Genomic DNA, 15949 nt, shown 5'->3' on the forward strand with positions numbered 1-15949 from the left:
GATGAGGCTGCGGCGGCACAGCCTCAGCGTCCGAGGTCGGCCAGCTTGGCCCGCAGCTGGAGGACGGATTTTGTGTGGATCTGGCTGACCCTGCTCTCGGTCACGCCGAGCACGTTGCCGATCTCGGCAAGGGTCAGTCCCTCGTAGTAGTAGAGCGTGACCACGGTTTTCTCCCGGTCGGGGAGGGTGTTGATCGCGCGCGCCAGCAACCGTCTCAGCTCACGGTCCTCGGCGACCTCCACCGGATTGTCGGCGGCGGTGTCCTCCAGGGTGTCCATGAGGCTGAGCCGCTCGCCGCCCTCACCGCCGACGTGGAGCAGCTCCTCCAGTGCCACGACATTCGCCAGGGACAACTGGCTGAAAACCGCGTGTAGTTCCTCCAGGGCGATCCCCATCTCGGCGGCCACCTCCCCCTCGGAAGGGGTGCGCCTGAGCTGGGCTTCCAGGGTGGCATAGGCACGCTCGACGGCTCGCGCCTTCTGCCGCACGGAGCGCGGGATCCAGTCCAGCGCCCGGAGTTCGTCGATCATGGCCCCGCGGATCCGGGTGATCGCGTAGGTCTCGAACTTGATCGACCGCTCGATGTCGAACTTCTCGATCGCGTCGATGAGCCCGAAGACCCCGGAGGAGACGAAGTCCGCCTGCTCGACGTTGGCGGGCAGCCCGACACTGACCCGGCCCGCGACATATTTCACCAGCGGCGAGTAGTGCAGGATGAGCTGCTCGCGCAGCCGGCCGTCGCCCGTGGTCTTGTACGACCGCCACAACTCGTCGAGCGACGAGGGTGCGGGGGAACGCACGGCGCTCCGGGCAGCCGGGGGCGCTGCCGCGCGGTCAGACCCGGAGGTGTGCTGGGGCATGCGTCGCCTTGAGCCGTTCTGCCGTGAAGTGCGGGGGGACATCTCGCTGGACCTGGACCTGATTCCAGGTGAGCGTAGCGTGACTGAAGCGTCGCGCTGCGCGAGGAGCGGACGGCCGGGCCCTCGCCGGTGGATGCCGTCGGCCACGCATTCGATCGAGTGCCGACCCTGCCAGGACCTGTCCGGGTGCCGACCTGACGGGGGCCACCGAGAGCGGTACGAGGATCATCCCTCTCACCTTTTCACCCGAATGCCCCCGGTCAAGCACCGCCTCGCCGCGCGGCGGTCCCCGGTGTGGTCCGGGAGGCCAACTGCCACCGGTCGCCGTGCCGTTCGACGAACCCCAACGAGTGGAGTTCGTACAGCCTGCCGAGTGCCTCGTCCGTCGTCGTGCCCGCGTCCCGAGCGATCTCCCGCCCGTCGGCGGCGCTCCGAGCCGGCAACGCCTCCAGGACCCGCGCGCTGACCGGATCGAGCAGATCCCTGGGGAGTACCGGACCCCGGCGGGCCGGAGCCAGCTCCCCGATGTCCCCGACGAGTTCGGCCACTTCGGCGGCGTCCGTGACCAGCACGCCTTCACCGCGCAGCAGTTCATGCACGCCCGCCGAGAGCCCGCTGGTGACGGGTCCCGGAACCCCCATCGTGAACCGCCCCAGCCGCTGGGCGCAGCGCGCCGTGACCAGCGAGCCGCTGCGGTACTCCGCCTCCACCACGACGGTGCCTCTGGTGAGCGCGGCGATGACGCGGTTGCGCAGCACGAATCTGCTGCGGGTCGGATGGTCGCCCGGCGGCAATTCGCCGATGACCAGGCCCTGTTCCGCGATCCGGCTGACGAGTTCGGCGTGGCCCGGCGGGTAGACCACATCGACGCCGCAGGCGAGGACGGCCACGGTCGCCCCGTCGGCCGACAGGGCGCCGCGGTGGGCCGCGCCGTCGACACCGAACGCGGCACCCGAGGTCACCACCCAGCCGCGCTCGGCGAGACCGGAGCCGAGACTCGCCGCCATATGTGCCCCGTATGGAGTACACGCGCGGGCGCCGACGACGGCGACGGAGCGCAGGGACCAGATCCGCAGATCCGGTCGGCCGCGGATCCACAAGCCAATGGGCCGGGCCGCGCCGAGGTCGTCGAGCTGGCTGGGCCACTCCGCGTCACCCGGGCAGACGAACCGGCCGCCGACCGCGGTGATCGCAGAGAGATCGCGCTCGGGGACGGCCCGCGCCGCCCTGGCCCGGTAGCCGTCGAGCCGGCGCTCGGTGGCTCCGGTGAGCTGCCCGCGCGCGGCGTCCCGGGCTCCGGCCGGTGACGAGAGCAGGTCGAGCAGCCCCGCGGCGCCCCAGGTGCGCAGCCAGTGGCCGGCCTGTTCGTCTCCCGGTTCGAGGATCCGGGTGAGTGCGGCGCGCGCCAGTCGCTCCTGGGGGCTGACGGGCGTCATGAGGCACCTCCCGCCACGGCACCGGCACCTCGGGCGATGCCGGTGCGCAGTTCCAGGGCGAGGTCCACGTGGCGGGCTTCCGGCCGGTCGCACCCGGCGAGGTCCGCGACCGTCCAGGCCACTCTCAGAATCCGGTCGATACCGCGTGCGGTGAGCAGTCCGCGCTCCAGATCCCGTTCCGCGGCGGCCAGCGCTCCGGCGGAGACCGGCCAGCGGGTTCTCAGCTCATGGCCCGGTACCTCACTGTTGACCGACCAGGGCGTGGTGTCCAGCCGCGCAGCCGACCGCGCTCTGGCCTCCTGCACCCGCGCCGCGACCGCGGCGGTCGACTCGCCCCGGCCGCCCTGCCCCAGCAGATCCGCCCGGGTGACCGGCTGGACGTTCACCCGCAGGTCGACCCGGTCGAGCAGCGGCCCGGAGAGCCGCGACTGGTAGCGGCGGATCACCGAGGGCGGGCACTCGCATCCCGCGCCGTTCAGGGTGTGCCGACCGCAAGGGCACGGGTTGGCCGCGAGCACCATCAGGAAGCGCGCCGGCAGCCGCACCACCCCCGCGCTGCGCGCCACGACCACATGGCCCGACTCCAGGGGCTGCCGCAGGGCGTCCAGCGCCCGCCCGGAGAATTCCGGCGCTTCGTCCAGAAAAAGCACCCCACGGTGGGCCAGCGAGACCGCGCCGGGGCGTGGCAGCCCGTTCCCGCCGCCGACCAGTGACTGCATGGTCGCCGAGTGGTGCGGTGCGCAGTACGGGGGTGTGTGGACGAGCGGTTCGCCCGGCGGGAGGATGCCCGCGACCGAGTGGACCGCGGTGACCTCCAGGGATTCCTGTTTGGTCAGCGGCGGCAGAACGGCGGGCAGCCGTTCCGCCAGCATGGTCTTCCCCGCGCCCGGCGGCCCTTGGAGCAGCAGATGGTGTCCGCCCGCCGCGGCCACCTCCAGCGCCGTACGGGCAGCGGTCTGGCCCGCCACGTCCGCGAGGTCCGACCGGTGCCCGCCTCCCGGCCCGCACGCGGCGAGACCGGTGCCCACTCCGGCTCCGGGCATCATGAGCCCCGCCAGCATGGCGTCAGGACGGCCCTGCCGGGGCTCCTGCGGCTCTTCCGGGACCGCCTCGCCGGTCAGCACGGCGATGAGCTGGCGCAGGCTCCGTACGCCGAGGACGGAGACTCCCGGCACCAGTGAGGCCTCTCCCGCGGTCTGCTCGGGGACGACGACCTGGTGGTACCCGGCCTCCGCCGCGGCGAGCACCGCGGGGAGGACTCCGCGCACCGGCCGGACCCGCCCGTCCAGGCCCAGCTCTCCGATGAGCACCAGGTCCGCGATGGCCTTGGGATCGATACGCTCGGCCGCGCCGAGCACGGAGCAGGCCACGGCGAGATCGAAGCCGCTGCCGCCCTTGGGTACCGAGGCGGGGCTGAGCCCGACCGTGAGCTTCTTCTGCGGCCACTCCGCGCCGGAATTGACGACAGCGGCCCTCACCCGGTCGCGGCTCTCCACCAGGCTCTTGTCCGGGAGCCCGACCAGGGTGAAGGCGGCCACACCGGGCTCCAGATCGGCCTGGACCTCGACGACCACGCCCTCGACACCCACCAGCGCGACCGAACACGCGCGTGCGAACCCCATCAGGCCACCCCCCGTGCGTGCTCGACCTCGGGGGCGCCCCGCCGGGGCAGCACCACACCGATCAGGTCGATCCGTACGCCGCCGGGCGGCGGACCGCCATGACGGTCCAGCCAGCAGGCGGCCAGCCGCCGCAGCCGGTCGGCCTTCTCCGGTGTGACCGCCGCCATCGGATGTTCGAACGAACCCGCCCTGCGGGTCTTCACCTCACAGACGACCAGCGTCTCCCGGCCCCGCGTGTCGTTGTCCTGGGCGACGATGTCGATCTCGCCCGTCCTGCCGCACCGCCAGTTGCGGGCCAGCACGATCATCCCCGCATCGACCAGCCGCCGCGCCGCCAGATTCTCGCCGTACCTTCCGAGTGCCCCCGTCGCGTTCATCTCGGCACCACCTCCGGCACCGACTCTGACGCGATCTCCCGATACGAGTGGATCTTGGTGGAAAACCTATGGGATGTGGATAACTCGCTCACCCGTCAGAGTGATCAGTTCCGAATAATCAGTTCCGAATGATCAGCCCCGGACGAAGCGGCACGGCACGGAGCAGCGCCGACGACGGGACGACTCGCGCGTCTCAGCCGCCGGGCAGTTCGAGATCGCTCTTGTTCAGCTCCTCGATATTCACGTCCTTGAACGTGAGGACCCGCACCTGTTTGACAAACCTGGCCGGCCGGTACATGTCCCAGACCCACGCATCCGCCATCGTGACCTCGAAAAAAACCTCACCCTGAACCGAGTGCACCTGCATCTCGTAGTCGTTGGTGAGATAGAAACGACGCTCGGTCTCGATCACGTATTTGAACAGACCGACGACATCGCGGTACTCCCGGTAGAGCTTCAGCTCCATCTCGGTCTCGTACTTTTCGAGGTCCTCGGCGCTCATGGCATGTTCCCCTTCAGCCGTACGTGCCCCTATTGTGCTCCGGCCCCCGCGCCGCTAGACGTGCTCGGGCGCGAGGTCTACCGGCGTGCCCGGGGGACCCTCGTCGAGCAACGTGCGCAGCAGCTCGGCGAGCCTGGTCGGATACACCGTCTCACGCGCCGCCGACAGTTCGGCGGAGGTCCACCACCTCAGCCCCGCGACGCTGCGTCGCTCCAGGTCGGTGAGGTCGCCGAGAGCGGCCTCGGTCTGCGCCGTACGTGCCAGGAAGTACCACTCGTCCTGATCCCAGCGCCGGCCGTCGAACGGGAAGGAGCAGACCCTGCGCCAGAGCACAGGCCCCAGCTCCGCCCGTGTGATCCCCGTCTCCTCTGCCAGCTCGCGCAGCGCGGCCTCCTCCCGGCTCTCGCCGCCCTCCAGGCCCCCGCCGGGCGTGAACCACCATTGCCGGTCGGGATGGTCCGGCTCGTATCCGTGCAGCAGCAGGATGCGGTCATCAGGGTCGAGCAGCACCACCCGCGCCACCTTCCTGACCGGGTGTGTGTCCGCCTCCGCCCCGGGCCGGCCGTCAGACGGCATGTGCGGACGCCCCCTCGCCACGGGGCTCACTCCGGCGCCGACGCGAGATCCACCGCACGACCGGCACGTACGCCGCACCGCCGAAGATCAGCAACGTGCCGCCCACCACGGCCACCACAAGCGGTTCCAGCGGCCCGGGCGCGGACACGCCGCCCGGCATCACCGCGAAGGCCGCGGGCCGGCCGATCATGCCGCCCAGCGGCCAGGCCACGGCGTCCACGCGCGCGTCCACGGCCGTGCGCGGTACCGAGCCCTGTGTGGGGTCCTGGAGGTGTACACGGGAGTCCAGCGAGCCGCTGCGCTCGTCGCCGAGCAGAAAGAGCTGTCCCTTGGGCACGGTTGCGTCGAAGTCGGTCGTGGAAGCGCGTCCGCCGAGCATGCCCTGCACGTACGGTTCCTCGACCGGTTTGCCGTTGACCGTCAGACGACCGGAGGCGTCGCAGCAGGCGACCGTGTCGCCGCCGATGCCGACCACGCGCTTGACCATCGGCAGGTCGCCCCACTCGGAGTCCCTGAAGACGACCACGTCCCCGCGGCGCACGTCGCCGCCGGAGATCCGCTGGGCCAGCACCCGGTCCCCCGCCTTCACGGTCGGGTCCATCGAATTGGTGGGCACGGTGTAGGGCCGGTATTCGACCGCGGCCCAGACGAACCCTCCGAGAAAGAGCACACAGCCGACGGCCACGGCCAGCCCCGACAGCACGCTGCCGAGCCGACCGTGGCCGCTGTTCCTACGTTCTGTTGTGCTCATCCCAGCACTCCCCCCGGTTCGGAGAACGATCTGGGACGGCACCCTACCCGGCGGTACTCCGGCGGGTCAGCCTCCTTCTGCGCCACAGCACGATCGGAACGGCTCCGACCAGAGCGAGCGCCCCGGGTGTGGCGGCCGTCGCGACGGAGGCCGCGGCGCTCAGCCCCGACTGGTCGAACGTGTCGGGCACCGGCAGCAGGGACCAGCGGTTGACCGGCCAGGCGACGACGACCGCACGGCCCACGACGTCCTTGTTCAGGACCGTGCCGTTGCCGGGAAGCTCCTGGTGATAGCGGGAGTCCAGCGAATTCTGCCGGTGGTCGCCCATCACCCAGATGCTGTCCTTGGGCACCTTGATCGGGCCGAACGGCTCGTCGTCGCACGGTGTGTTGCCGGGGTAGATGTAGTCCGTCTCGTTCAGCGCCTGGCCGTTGACATGGACCTTTTCGCCCTTTTTGCATTCAACCGTGTCGCCGCCGACCGCGATGACCCGCTTGATCAGGTCCTTCTCGTCGGAAGAAGGCATCAGGCCGATCTGGCCGAGGAACCACTGCACCGCGTTCGGCTCGGGGGTCTCGGCGCCGTCCAGCCAGCCGCCCGGGTCGTTGAAGACGACCACCTCGCCGCGCTGCGGTTCGGCACCGAACCACGGCGTGAGCTTGTCCACCAGCACCCGGTCACCGCGCTGCAGGGTGTCCTGCATCGAGTCCGAGGGGATCGAGAACGCCTGGACCAGAAAAGCCTTGATCAGGAAGGCCAGCAGAAGCGCGATCCCGATCAAGAGGGGCAGTTCCTTCCAGAAGGAACGCGGCTTCCTCGGCGCCGTCGCACCGTCTCCGTCCGGCCCGTCCCCGCTGTCGCCCCGCTGCTCCGCCGGCTTGTCCGTCACGGCTTCGGGCGACTCGGCGAGCTGCTCGCGTCCCTCCTCGGGATCGTCGTGTCCGGATCGTGCGCCGACCGCCACATCCCCCACATCCACTCCTTACTCCGCGCGAATACTCTGTGTGATCGCCTGCCCCGGAGGAGGGACAGGCCCACCACTCCCATAACGAGCGGGAGTTCCGCAGGGGTCGGGAGCCGGACCAATCCGTTTCGATCCTGGGACGACAGACTATTCGACGGTCCCGTCGCCGTCGTCGGCGCGGCACGCGCGTCGGGTACGGAAGCGAAGGTCGACCGCTGCTCCAGCCCGCTCCAGTGGTCGAGCGGCCAGGCGATGACCACCGCGCGGCCCACGACTCCCGCCTCGGAGACCGTCCCGTTGTACTCCTCCTGGAGATGGAAGCGTGAATCGGCCGAATTGGAGCGGTGATCACCCATGACGAAGATGCGCCCCACGGGGACCTGCACCTCGAAGGGAATGGTCGAGGGCGCATTGCCGGGGTTCAGGTACTGCTCGGTGAGGGGCATGCCGTTGACCGTCACCTTGCCGTTGACGTCGCAGCACTTGACGGTGTCGCCGCCCACCGCGACGACGCGCTTGATCAGGTCCTTGTCGTCGGCCGACGGCAGCAGTCCGATGGCGGACAGCCCTTCCTTGAGCTGCTTGACCACCACCGGGGAGTTGTCCGGCGGGGGTTGCTCGTCCTGGAGCCAGTTGCCGGGGTCCTTGAAGACCACGACATCGCCCCGCTGCGGCTTGGACCCGAACCAAGGGGTGAGCTTGTCCACCAGTACCCGGTCGCTGATCCTGATCGTCTGCTCCATGGATCCCGAGGGGATCACGAAGGCCTGTACCAGGAACGTCTTGAGAACGACGGCGATCAGCAGCGCCACCGTGATCAGTAGCGGAATCTCCTTGGCCGCGGACCGGCTGCGCCGTCGCTTCACCTTCTTGGCGAGCTTGCGCCGCTCCGCCCGGCCCGGCAGTGCCCGTCCCGTGGTGGGCCTGGAGCCGGTCGGCAGTCTGGTGTCGTACCCGTGATTCGCCGGGCGTCCGCGCTTACCCATGGGCACCGCTCCCCGGCCCCGGAACCTCCGTGAAGGCGTCAGTGGGCTCCAGGCCCGACCAGCGGCCCGTGGGCCAGCCGATCCAGTCCGCCCTTCCGATCACTCTCTCCACGGGCACCATCCCGCCTCCCGGCTCTCCGAGATGATCCCGGGAGTCACGCGAATTACTGCGATGATCGCCCATCACCCACAGGGTTCCCTCGGGCACGACGATGTCGAAGGGCACACGGGAGGGTGTGTCACCGGCGTGCAGATACCGCTCGTCGACGGCCCGGCCGTTCACTTCGACCCTGCCCCCCTTGTCGCAGCAGACCACACGGTCACCCCCCACACCGACCACGCGCTTGACGAAATCGGTCTCGGCGGGCTCGGCGAGTCCGAGGGCCGCGGCCGCCCCGTGCAGCAGCCCGGTGACGGGGTTCTCACGCGCCGGCTCCTGTACGAAGGACCCGGTGCCGTCGAAGACGATCACATCACCACGCTGCGGCTCGGTACCGAAACGGTACGCCAACTTGTTGACGAGCACGCGATCTCCGACATGGAGGGTGGGCTCCATCGAGCCACTGGGGATCAGAAACGGCTGGAGCACGAACGTGCTGAAGAGCAGCAGGAAGACCGTGCAGACCAGGCCGAGAAGCCCCGTACGGCGCCAGGAGAGCCATGAACTCTCCCTGGCCCCCTCGCTCCTGGCGGACCAGGGAGAACGCGAGAAGCGCGACCGCTCTTCCGCCCCCGCGGGGGTGTCGGAAGAGCGGTCGCGCTTCTCGTGCTGTGCTTCGGTGTCCATCGGGGCCAGATCTTATCCGGCGGCCCTGTACACCTGGCGTGAGAAGAGTCCCGGCCGTGGGCGTGAGAAGTATCCCGCTCGCGGCCGTGGGGGCTCAGCGGTCGCGCTTCTCCTTGATCTTCGCGGCCTTGCCGCGCAGCTCACGGAGGTAGTACAGCTTGGCGCGGCGGACGTCACCGCGGCTGACCAGCTCGATCTTCTCGAAGATCGGGCTGTGCACCGGGAAGGTGCGCTCGACGCCGACGGAGAACGAGACCTTGCGGACCGTGAAGGTCTCGCGGACGCCCGAACCCTGGCGGCGGATGACGACACCCTTGAACTGCTGGATACGGGAGCGGTTGCCCTCGATGACCCGTACGTGCACGTTCACCGTGTCACCGGGGCGGAAAGCGGGGAGGTCGCTGCGGAGCGACGCGGCGTCGACGGAGTCGAGCAGGCTGGCCATGAAGGTCTGCTTCCTCGCTGATGCCACAGGTCATCAGCGGATGATCGGGAGAGTGTTGAGTGCCGTTCGCGTCGGGCGGACGTCGGTCCCCCTGTGGCAGGGGCGTACGCCGGACGTACAGCAGCGGCCTATTCTTCCACGTCGCCGGGCCTGCGCCAAAATCGGCCACCGGGCTCCGGCGCCCAGCCGAGGATGGAGAGCGTCTCCCGGTCCTTCTTGTCGAAGGCCGCGGGGTCGCAGCGCTCGATCAGATCGGGCCGGTTGAGCGCCGTACGGCGGAACGCCTCGTCGCGGCGCCACCGCGCGATCTTCCCGTGGTGGCCACTGAGCAGGACGTCCGGGATGCCGCGTCCGCGCCACTCGGGCGGCTTGGTGTAGACGGGGCCCTCCAGCAGGTCGGCCATGGCGCCGGGGGCGAACGAGTCGTCGCGGTGCGACTCGGCGTTGCCGAGGACACCGGGCAGCAGCCGGGCCACGGCCTCCGTGATCACCAGGACCGCGGCCTCGCCGCCGGCCAGTACGTAGTCGCCGATGGACACCTCGACGACGGGGATCCGCGTCGCGTACTCGTCGATGACCCGGCGGTCGATGCCCTCGTAGCGGGCGGGTGCGAAGAGCAGCCAGGGACGCTCCGAGAGCTCCACGGCGAGCTTCTGGGTGAAGGGGCGGCCGCTGGGCGTGGGAACGACCAGGACGGGGCCGTACGCGCCCGCCTCGTAGCCGTCGGCGAGCGTCTCGTCTAGGGCGTCACCCCAGGGACCGGTCTTCATGACCATGCCCGGACCGCCGCCGTAGGGGGTGTCGTCGACCGTGTTGTGCCGGTCGTACGTCCACTCACGCAGGTCGCGCACGTGCACGTCGAGGCGTCCGCGTGCCCGGGCCTTGCCGACGAGTGAGACGTTCAGCGGCTCCAGGTACTCCGGGAAGATCGTGAGGACATCGATCCTCATCGGTCCTCGGCCTCTCCACCGGATACGCCGGGCACGATCTCCGCGCGGTCGTCGATCAGCCCGGGCGGCGGGTCGATCACGGCCCGCTGCTCCGCCAGGTCGATCTCGGTGACGATCTCCTCGACGAAGGGGATCATCACCTCGCTGCCGTCGGGGCGTTCCACGATGAACAGGTCCTGCGAGGGCAGATGCGAGATCTCGGTGATCCGGCCGACCTCCGTACCGTCGGCCAGGACGACGTCCAGGTCCATCAGCTGATGGTCGTAGAACTCCTCGGGGTCCTCGGGAAGTTCCTCCGGGTCGACCTCGGCGATCAGCAGGACGTTACGGAGCGCCTCGGCGCCCGTACGGTCGCGTACGCCCGCGAAGCGCAGCAGCAGCCTGCCGCTGTGCACGCGGCCCGCCTCGATGGTCAGGGGCCCCGCCGAGGCCGGTTCCGTGGCGAGGACGGCGCCGGGGCCGAGCCGCAGCTCGGGCTCGTCCGTACGCACCTCGACGGTGACCTCACCCTTGATGCCGTGGGCGCGGCCGATCCGCCCGACTACCAACTGCACTGCCGATCCGCCCTTTGTGTGGCTGAGCCGCCGGCGCTCCCGCGGAGGTGGTCGCTCGCCGTTGCGCTTGCTCAATTGATGGTTGTGTCACTACGGAACAGCACGGGGCTGAACAGCACGGGGCTGAACAGCACGGGGCTGAACAGCACGGGGCTGAACAGCACGGGCCGGGAAGGGCTGTGGCCCTTCCCGGCCCGTGCCGGCTGTTCTGGTGTGTCAGCGGACCTGGTCCACGTCGACGAGGTCGACGCGGATGCCACGGCCGCCGAGGGCGCCCACGACCGTCCGCAGAGCACGCGCGGTGCGGCCGTTGCGGCCGATCACCTTGCCGAGGTCGTCCGGGTGCACCCGGACCTCCAGCACACGGCCGCGACGCAGATTGCGCGAGGCGACCTGCACTTCGTCCGGGTTGTCGACAATGCCCTTCACGAGGTGCTCGAGAGCCTCCTCGAGCATGCTCAGGCCCCGGTCGACTCGGCGGCGGCCGAGGACTCGGCCTCGTCGGCCTTCTTGTCGGACTTCTTGGCCTTCTGCGTGATGGCCTCGCCCTTGGGCTCGTCGCCGGCGTCCTTGGCAGCGGCCTCGAAGAGGGCGCGCTTGTCGGCCTTCGGCTCCGGCTGGAGCAGCGGCGCGGGGGCCGGGAGGCCCTTGTGCGCCTGCCAGTCGCCGGTGAGCTTGAGGATCGCGAGAACCGGCTCGGTCGGCTGGGCGCCGACGGACAGCCAGTAACGCGCGCGGTCCGAGTCGACCTCGATGCGCGAGGGGTTCTGCACCGGGTGGTACAGACCGATCTCCTCGATGGCCCGGCCGTCACGGCGGGTACGGGAGTCGGCGACGATGATGCGGTAGTGAGGCGAACGGATCTTACCCAGACGCTTCAGCTTGATCTTGACTGCCACTGGAGTGGTGTCTCCTGGTCTTGACGTGGTTGGGCACAACGGGATGCCGCGTGGGGTTGCGGTACCCGATCTGCCCGATGGACGCGTCAGCCGGAGGAGAGAGGGGTCCTGTGCGACTGTCGAGTACGGCTGGCCATTCTGCCACACCCCCGGCGCCGGGGGTGACCCGGCCGGGGTACGGCGTACGGCTCCGGCCCCGTGCGTGAACGGGGCCGTGCCGCGTTACGAGCCGTCGGCCCGCGGCGGCGCGTGGCCGCCGGGGACGGGGTCTAGCTCGCGGCGGCGACCACTTCCGGAATGCGGAAGGGTTTGCCGCAGCCTCCGCAGACGATCGGGGCCTGGGCGAGGACGGACGGGACGACGCGCACGTTCCGGCCGCAGTCGCAGACCGCTTTGACCCGCACGCCACCGCCGGAGGAGCCGTGCCGGGCGGCCGGGCCGCGGAAGCTGCGCTTGGTGTCGGCGGCCGTCGCGACCGTGTGCGCCTTGAGGGCGCGCTGGAGCCGCTCGATGGTGGGGCGGTACCGGCGCTTCGCCTCGGGGCTGAGCGAGACCAGGGAGAACCCGCTGCTGGGATGCGGCTCCTCGGGGTGGTCGAGGCCCATCTCCTCGGCGATCGCAAGGAATCGGCGGTTGTGGTAGCGGCCCGCGCGGGAGGTGTCGCGGACACCTCTGGCCGCGGCGATGCCGTGGACCGCTTCGTGAAGCAGTCGTTCGAAAGAGAGTTCGGCGCCGCAGGCGGACGACGACTCTCCGATCAGGGACTCTGGCGCGGCAAGATCCGGCAGCTCGGGGTGGGACCGCTGAATGTCGGCCCACGCCTGTGCCAGCTCTGCGGCGAGAACAGGTGGTGTCGTGCTCACGTCGTGAACAACGAGCCGGATCCCTCCCGGGTTCCATTACGGGGCATCACAAATAATTTGCACGTACCCGTCAGTTGCCGTTGATGCGTCCTGACGAGGGCGGGTGCGCAGATCTGCGGAGAAGGCTCACAGCTCGCACCAAGGTGGTACGTAGCGTCGGATACGCATCGACGCGTAGACGATCTACGTCTACCCCCACGCACGACGGCGAGAGTACCGGGACGGGCACCTTCTTCCCGCACCGCCCCCGCGGGGCCCTACTGCCCCGAATGGCTCAATCGGGGCCGGACCGCGCGCCACTCCACCGTCGGCCCGCGCGACCGTCCTGCTCAGATCCTGGTACCCGTTCCGGAGCCGGGAAAAGGAATCGGCCATCCACGCGGGGGCGTACGCCGGGGGCACGCACGCTTTGCCCGTCACCCACTGGACGTGGGCACGGATGGGGAGTTCCCTGACATACGGGGGATGTGTGCTCGCACGTACAGGGGGGCTGTCAATCAGGGTACGAACGACCTCTCGGCGGATTGGGGCGCTATCCATGACACGTACGCTCGCCCAGCACCCTCAGCTCCCTTCGGGCACGACCGCGGACCCGGCGCACCCGGCGCCGTCCGAAGCCCGCACGCGCGCCCGCGACTGGGCCGAGATCCAGGAACGGATGCTGGTGCCGCTCTACGAAGCGGTGTACGAGCGTCTGGAGGTCCGCGCCGGGACCCGGGTGCTCGGTCTCGGCTGCGGCTCGGGGCTCGCACTGCTGCTGGCCACCGCACGGGGCGCGCGGGTGACCGGCGTCGAGGCGGACCGGGAGCGGCTGGCCCTGGCCCGCGAGCGGCTGTTCACGGAGGACGGACGGGGCGGAGCGCCGCGCCGGCCGGACGGCACCGGGAGCGGGACACTGCTCCCCGCCGACCGCATGGCCGACGCCACGACAGGACCGGACCGGCCCGGGTACGACCTGATCACCGCCTTTCAGCCGATCGGCTCCGTGGCGGGTGACGCGAAAGGGCTCGATCCCGCCCTCAGAACAGCCATACCGCTGGCCGGGCACGGCACTCCGGTGGTGCTGGCCGGCTGGGGGCCGCCGGAGCGCTGCGCGACGGACGCGGTGCTGCGGGTCGCGGGCCGACTGGCCGACCGGCTGCGCAAGGGGGCCCGTCGCCCCGCACACCGGGACGATCTGGAGGATGTCGCGGCGCGAGCCGGGCTGAAACCGGACGGTTCGGGGCGGGTGGCCTGCCCGTTCGGGTACGCGGACCAGGAGAGCGCGGTGCGCGGACTGCTGTCGACCGGGGTGTTCGACGGCGCGATCCGGGCGACGGACCAGCGGCAGGTGGAGAAGGAGATCGGCGAGGCGCTCCATCCGCACCTGCGGCGGGACGGCACGGTCTGGATGCCGAACGTCTTCCGGTACCTGATCGCCCGCACGCCCTGACTGCGGGCGGTGACGACGGCTCGCCGCGAGACGCGAAATGGCGTGGAGACGCCAGGGTGTCGGGGAAGCCTTGTCAATATCCAGAATCCTGTTTACTGTTATTTCCGTGACAGACTTCGACGAGCGCTTCCTGACCCGCAACGGCCTCGCGGCCCGGCAGCTCGCGGTTCTCCTGCTGAACCACGAGCCGGACACCCGGCTTCCGCGCGTCCGGGACTTCGCCGTGGAGCTGGGCGTGGGGAACGGCACGGTGCAGGCGGCGCTCCAGCTCCTGGAGGATGCCGAAGCCATCGCGACGACGGCGCGGGGCCACCTCGGCACGTTCCTCGTCCGGTCCGACCGCTCTACGCTCTGGCGGCTCTCCGGGCTCGGCACGCTGCTCGCCGCCATGCCACTGCCGTACTCCCGTCGTTACGAGGGGCTGGCCACCGGACTGCGCTCCGCGTTCGAGGAGGCGGGGGCGCCTTTCGCGATCACCTTCATACGTGGCGCCGGCGCCCGTACCACCACGCTGCTCGAAGGCAAGGTCGATCTCGTGGTGCTCTCCCGCTTCGCGGCCGACCGGCTGATCGAGGAGTATCCGGTCGAACTCGTCGCGGACCTCGGCCCGATCACCTATGCCGGGGCGCACGGCATACTGCTGCGGCACGGCTCGGACCTGGCGAGTCCGGGACTGCGCGTCGCGGTCGACCACACCTCGGAGGACCAGCGCATACTCGCGGAGCGCACATTCGCGGGGCGGGACGACATCAAGTGGATCGAAGCCTCGTACATGCAACTCCGTGAGCTGTTCGAGCACGGCGGCGCGGACGCCACCGTCTGGAACCTGGACGAGGCGCAGGGCCTGCTCGGCACGGGCGTGGACGTCCTGCCGCTCGGCGACGAGGTCACCCGCGACCTGTCACTGCGCAACTCCAGCGCGGCGATCATCGGCAGAGCCGAAGGGGCCGGGGCACTCGGCGCCGTACGCGGATCTCTCGACCTGTCCGTCGTCACCGCCCTCCAGGCCGAGGTGCTGCGGGGAGAGCGCACCCCTTCGTACTGACCTCCCCAGCCGCCCCCGAGCCCGGCGAGTGCTCCCGTCAGGCCGCACCGCTTCAAAATACAAAATTCTGGTTACTGGATTTATCGTGCTCATCACGAAAGGAGCTCCATGGACAGCCAACTGGCCCTGCGCATCCAGCTTTTCCGCGAGACAGACCAGGCAGATCCCCAGGTCGTCGCGTTCGTCGCGGCCGAGCTGAACTCCCTGGCCGCCGAGGGGCTCACCGTCACCGAGGACACGGCGGGGCTGCTCACCAGCCACCTGATGGCGGCGCTCACCCGGCTTCTGAACGGCGAGCCGGTCGAGGCCTTCGGCACCGACGAACAGGTCGCGGCCGAACTGGCCGGACATCCCGAGGCGGTCGCCAGAGCACGTGCCGTGGCGATACGGGCCGAACAAGCACTCGGCGCCCCGCTGCCCAGCTCAGAAGTCAACTTCCTGGGCCTGCACCTCGCCTTGCTGGCCCAGAACTCACCTGCCCGGCACCACTCGTCACAGCGAAGGACCCCGTCATGACGAAGATCCTCACCGGCGGCATCGGGAAGACCGAGGTCGCGGACACCCTCTCCCGGCTCGGCCTCGACGGCCTGGAGATCACGGTCTCCAACGACATGGACGCCGCCATGAAGCTCCGGGCCGGCCAGGCCGACTACTACCTGGGCACCTGTCACACGGGGGCCGGTGCCTCGCTCGGCCTTCTCGTCGGGTTACTGGGCAGCCCCGTCTGCCACACCTTCGGCCGCTCCGTCCCGACGCGGGAACAGGTGGCCGCGCTGCTCTCGGACGGCAGAAAGGTCTTCGGGTTCGCCCTCGACCGGATCGACGTGGTCGCCCCGCTCATGGCCCACGCGATCGTCGCGCACGGCTGACCCCGACGACCTGCCGGACCGCGGAGGAGAC

General features: G+C 70.1%; 19 protein-coding genes and 1 pseudogene. 4 read left to right on the forward strand and 16 right to left on the reverse strand.

Annotation, left to right across the window (positions count from 1 at the left end; translation table 11 throughout):
- Positions 1–23: 23 nt before the first annotated feature.
- From whiG to ACFXKG_RS27640, 16 genes and pseudogenes are all read right to left on the reverse strand, one after another.
- On the reverse strand, positions 24–860 hold the full coding sequence (gene whiG / locus ACFXKG_RS27565) for an RNA polymerase sigma factor WhiG (RefSeq protein WP_384844515.1): 837 nt from the start codon (positions 858–860) through the stop codon (positions 24–26).
- A 260-nt stretch (positions 861–1120) separates the two neighbouring features.
- Positions 1121–2296 (reverse strand): DNA-processing protein DprA, encoded by a 1176-nt coding sequence (gene dprA / locus ACFXKG_RS27570; protein WP_384844518.1) that lies wholly within the window; start codon positions 2294–2296, stop codon positions 1121–1123.
- Positions 2293–3918, reverse strand: a complete 1626-nt coding sequence (locus tag ACFXKG_RS27575) for a YifB family Mg chelatase-like AAA ATPase (RefSeq protein WP_384844521.1) — start codon at positions 3916–3918, stop codon at positions 2293–2295. The genes dprA and ACFXKG_RS27575 overlap by 4 nt, the downstream gene beginning before the upstream one ends.
- Positions 3918–4295, reverse strand: coding sequence for a YraN family protein (locus ACFXKG_RS27580; protein ID WP_384844524.1), 378 nt, complete (start codon positions 4293–4295; stop codon positions 3918–3920). Before ACFXKG_RS27580 ends, ACFXKG_RS27575 begins: the two co-directional genes overlap by 1 nt.
- Positions 4296–4488: 193 nt before the next feature.
- A complete protein-coding gene (locus ACFXKG_RS27585; RefSeq protein ID WP_014675276.1) occupies positions 4489–4797 on the reverse strand; it encodes a DUF2469 domain-containing protein in 309 nt (102 codons plus the stop codon).
- A 54-nt stretch (positions 4798–4851) separates the two neighbouring features.
- Positions 4852–5373 carry an NUDIX hydrolase gene (locus ACFXKG_RS27590; protein ID WP_384844529.1) on the reverse strand — a complete coding sequence of 174 codons (522 nt, stop codon included), beginning with the start codon at positions 5371–5373 and terminating at the stop codon, positions 4852–4854.
- Positions 5363–6124, reverse strand: coding sequence for a signal peptidase I (gene lepB, locus ACFXKG_RS27595; protein ID WP_384844532.1), 762 nt, complete (start codon positions 6122–6124; stop codon positions 5363–5365). Before lepB (ACFXKG_RS27595) ends, ACFXKG_RS27590 begins: the two co-directional genes overlap by 11 nt.
- 43 nt (positions 6125–6167) lie before the next feature.
- Complete coding sequence (gene lepB, locus ACFXKG_RS27600; RefSeq protein WP_384844535.1) at positions 6168–7088, reverse strand: signal peptidase I; 921 nt, start codon at positions 7086–7088, stop codon at positions 6168–6170.
- Positions 6994–8074: pseudogene (lepB, locus tag ACFXKG_RS27605) on the reverse strand (signal peptidase I); the annotation flags it as partial. The pseudogene lepB (ACFXKG_RS27605) and the gene lepB (ACFXKG_RS27600), both read right to left, overlap by 95 nt.
- Positions 8067–8861 (reverse strand): signal peptidase I, encoded by a 795-nt coding sequence (lepB, locus tag ACFXKG_RS27610; RefSeq protein ID WP_384844538.1) that lies wholly within the window; start codon positions 8859–8861, stop codon positions 8067–8069. The gene lepB (ACFXKG_RS27610) and the pseudogene lepB (ACFXKG_RS27605), both read right to left, overlap by 8 nt.
- 94 nt (positions 8862–8955) lie before the next feature.
- Positions 8956–9306, reverse strand: coding sequence for a 50S ribosomal protein L19 (gene rplS / locus ACFXKG_RS27615; RefSeq protein WP_365814113.1), 351 nt, complete (start codon positions 9304–9306; stop codon positions 8956–8958).
- A 128-nt stretch (positions 9307–9434) separates the two neighbouring features.
- The gene (gene trmD / locus ACFXKG_RS27620; protein WP_384844542.1) at positions 9435–10256 is read right to left on the reverse strand and encodes a tRNA (guanosine(37)-N1)-methyltransferase TrmD; all 822 of its coding nucleotides are present in this window, start codon (positions 10254–10256) and stop codon (positions 9435–9437) included.
- Positions 10253–10810 (reverse strand): ribosome maturation factor RimM, encoded by a 558-nt coding sequence (gene rimM / locus ACFXKG_RS27625; RefSeq protein ID WP_384844545.1) that lies wholly within the window; start codon positions 10808–10810, stop codon positions 10253–10255. Before rimM ends, trmD begins: the two co-directional genes overlap by 4 nt.
- Before the next feature lie 216 nt (positions 10811–11026).
- Complete coding sequence (locus ACFXKG_RS27630; RefSeq protein WP_329823028.1) at positions 11027–11266, reverse strand: RNA-binding protein; 240 nt, start codon at positions 11264–11266, stop codon at positions 11027–11029.
- Positions 11267–11268: 2 nt separating this feature from the next.
- Positions 11269–11709, reverse strand: coding sequence for a 30S ribosomal protein S16 (gene rpsP, locus ACFXKG_RS27635; RefSeq protein ID WP_365814110.1), 441 nt, complete (start codon positions 11707–11709; stop codon positions 11269–11271).
- 269 nt (positions 11710–11978) lie between these two features.
- Positions 11979–12572 carry a hypothetical protein gene (locus tag ACFXKG_RS27640; protein ID WP_365814109.1) on the reverse strand — a complete coding sequence of 198 codons (594 nt, stop codon included), beginning with the start codon at positions 12570–12572 and terminating at the stop codon, positions 11979–11981.
- Between the two features lie 538 nt (positions 12573–13110).
- Between ACFXKG_RS27640 and ACFXKG_RS27645 the strand changes: the two genes are divergently transcribed.
- The 4 genes from ACFXKG_RS27645 (at position 13111) to ACFXKG_RS27660 (ending at position 15918) form a co-directional block, all read left to right on the forward strand.
- Positions 13111–14004, forward strand: coding sequence for a class I SAM-dependent methyltransferase (locus ACFXKG_RS27645; RefSeq protein WP_384844550.1), 894 nt, complete (start codon positions 13111–13113; stop codon positions 14002–14004).
- A gap of 106 nt (positions 14005–14110) precedes the next feature.
- Positions 14111–15049 carry a GntR family transcriptional regulator YhfZ gene (yhfZ, locus tag ACFXKG_RS27650; RefSeq protein WP_384844553.1) on the forward strand — a complete coding sequence of 313 codons (939 nt, stop codon included), beginning with the start codon at positions 14111–14113 and terminating at the stop codon, positions 15047–15049.
- Between the two features lie 108 nt (positions 15050–15157).
- Positions 15158–15565 (forward strand): transcriptional antiterminator, encoded by a 408-nt coding sequence (locus ACFXKG_RS27655; protein ID WP_384844556.1) that lies wholly within the window; start codon positions 15158–15160, stop codon positions 15563–15565.
- Positions 15562–15918: a DUF2620 domain-containing protein gene (locus ACFXKG_RS27660; RefSeq protein WP_384844559.1), complete on the forward strand. Its 357-nt coding sequence runs from the start codon at positions 15562–15564 to the stop codon at positions 15916–15918. Before ACFXKG_RS27655 ends, ACFXKG_RS27660 begins: the two co-directional genes overlap by 4 nt.
- Positions 15919–15949: the final 31 nt, after the last annotated feature.

The sequence above is a fragment of the Streptomyces sp. NPDC059255 genome (assembly GCF_042752355.1).
Lineage (GTDB): Bacteria > Actinomycetota > Actinomycetes > Streptomycetales > Streptomycetaceae > Streptomyces.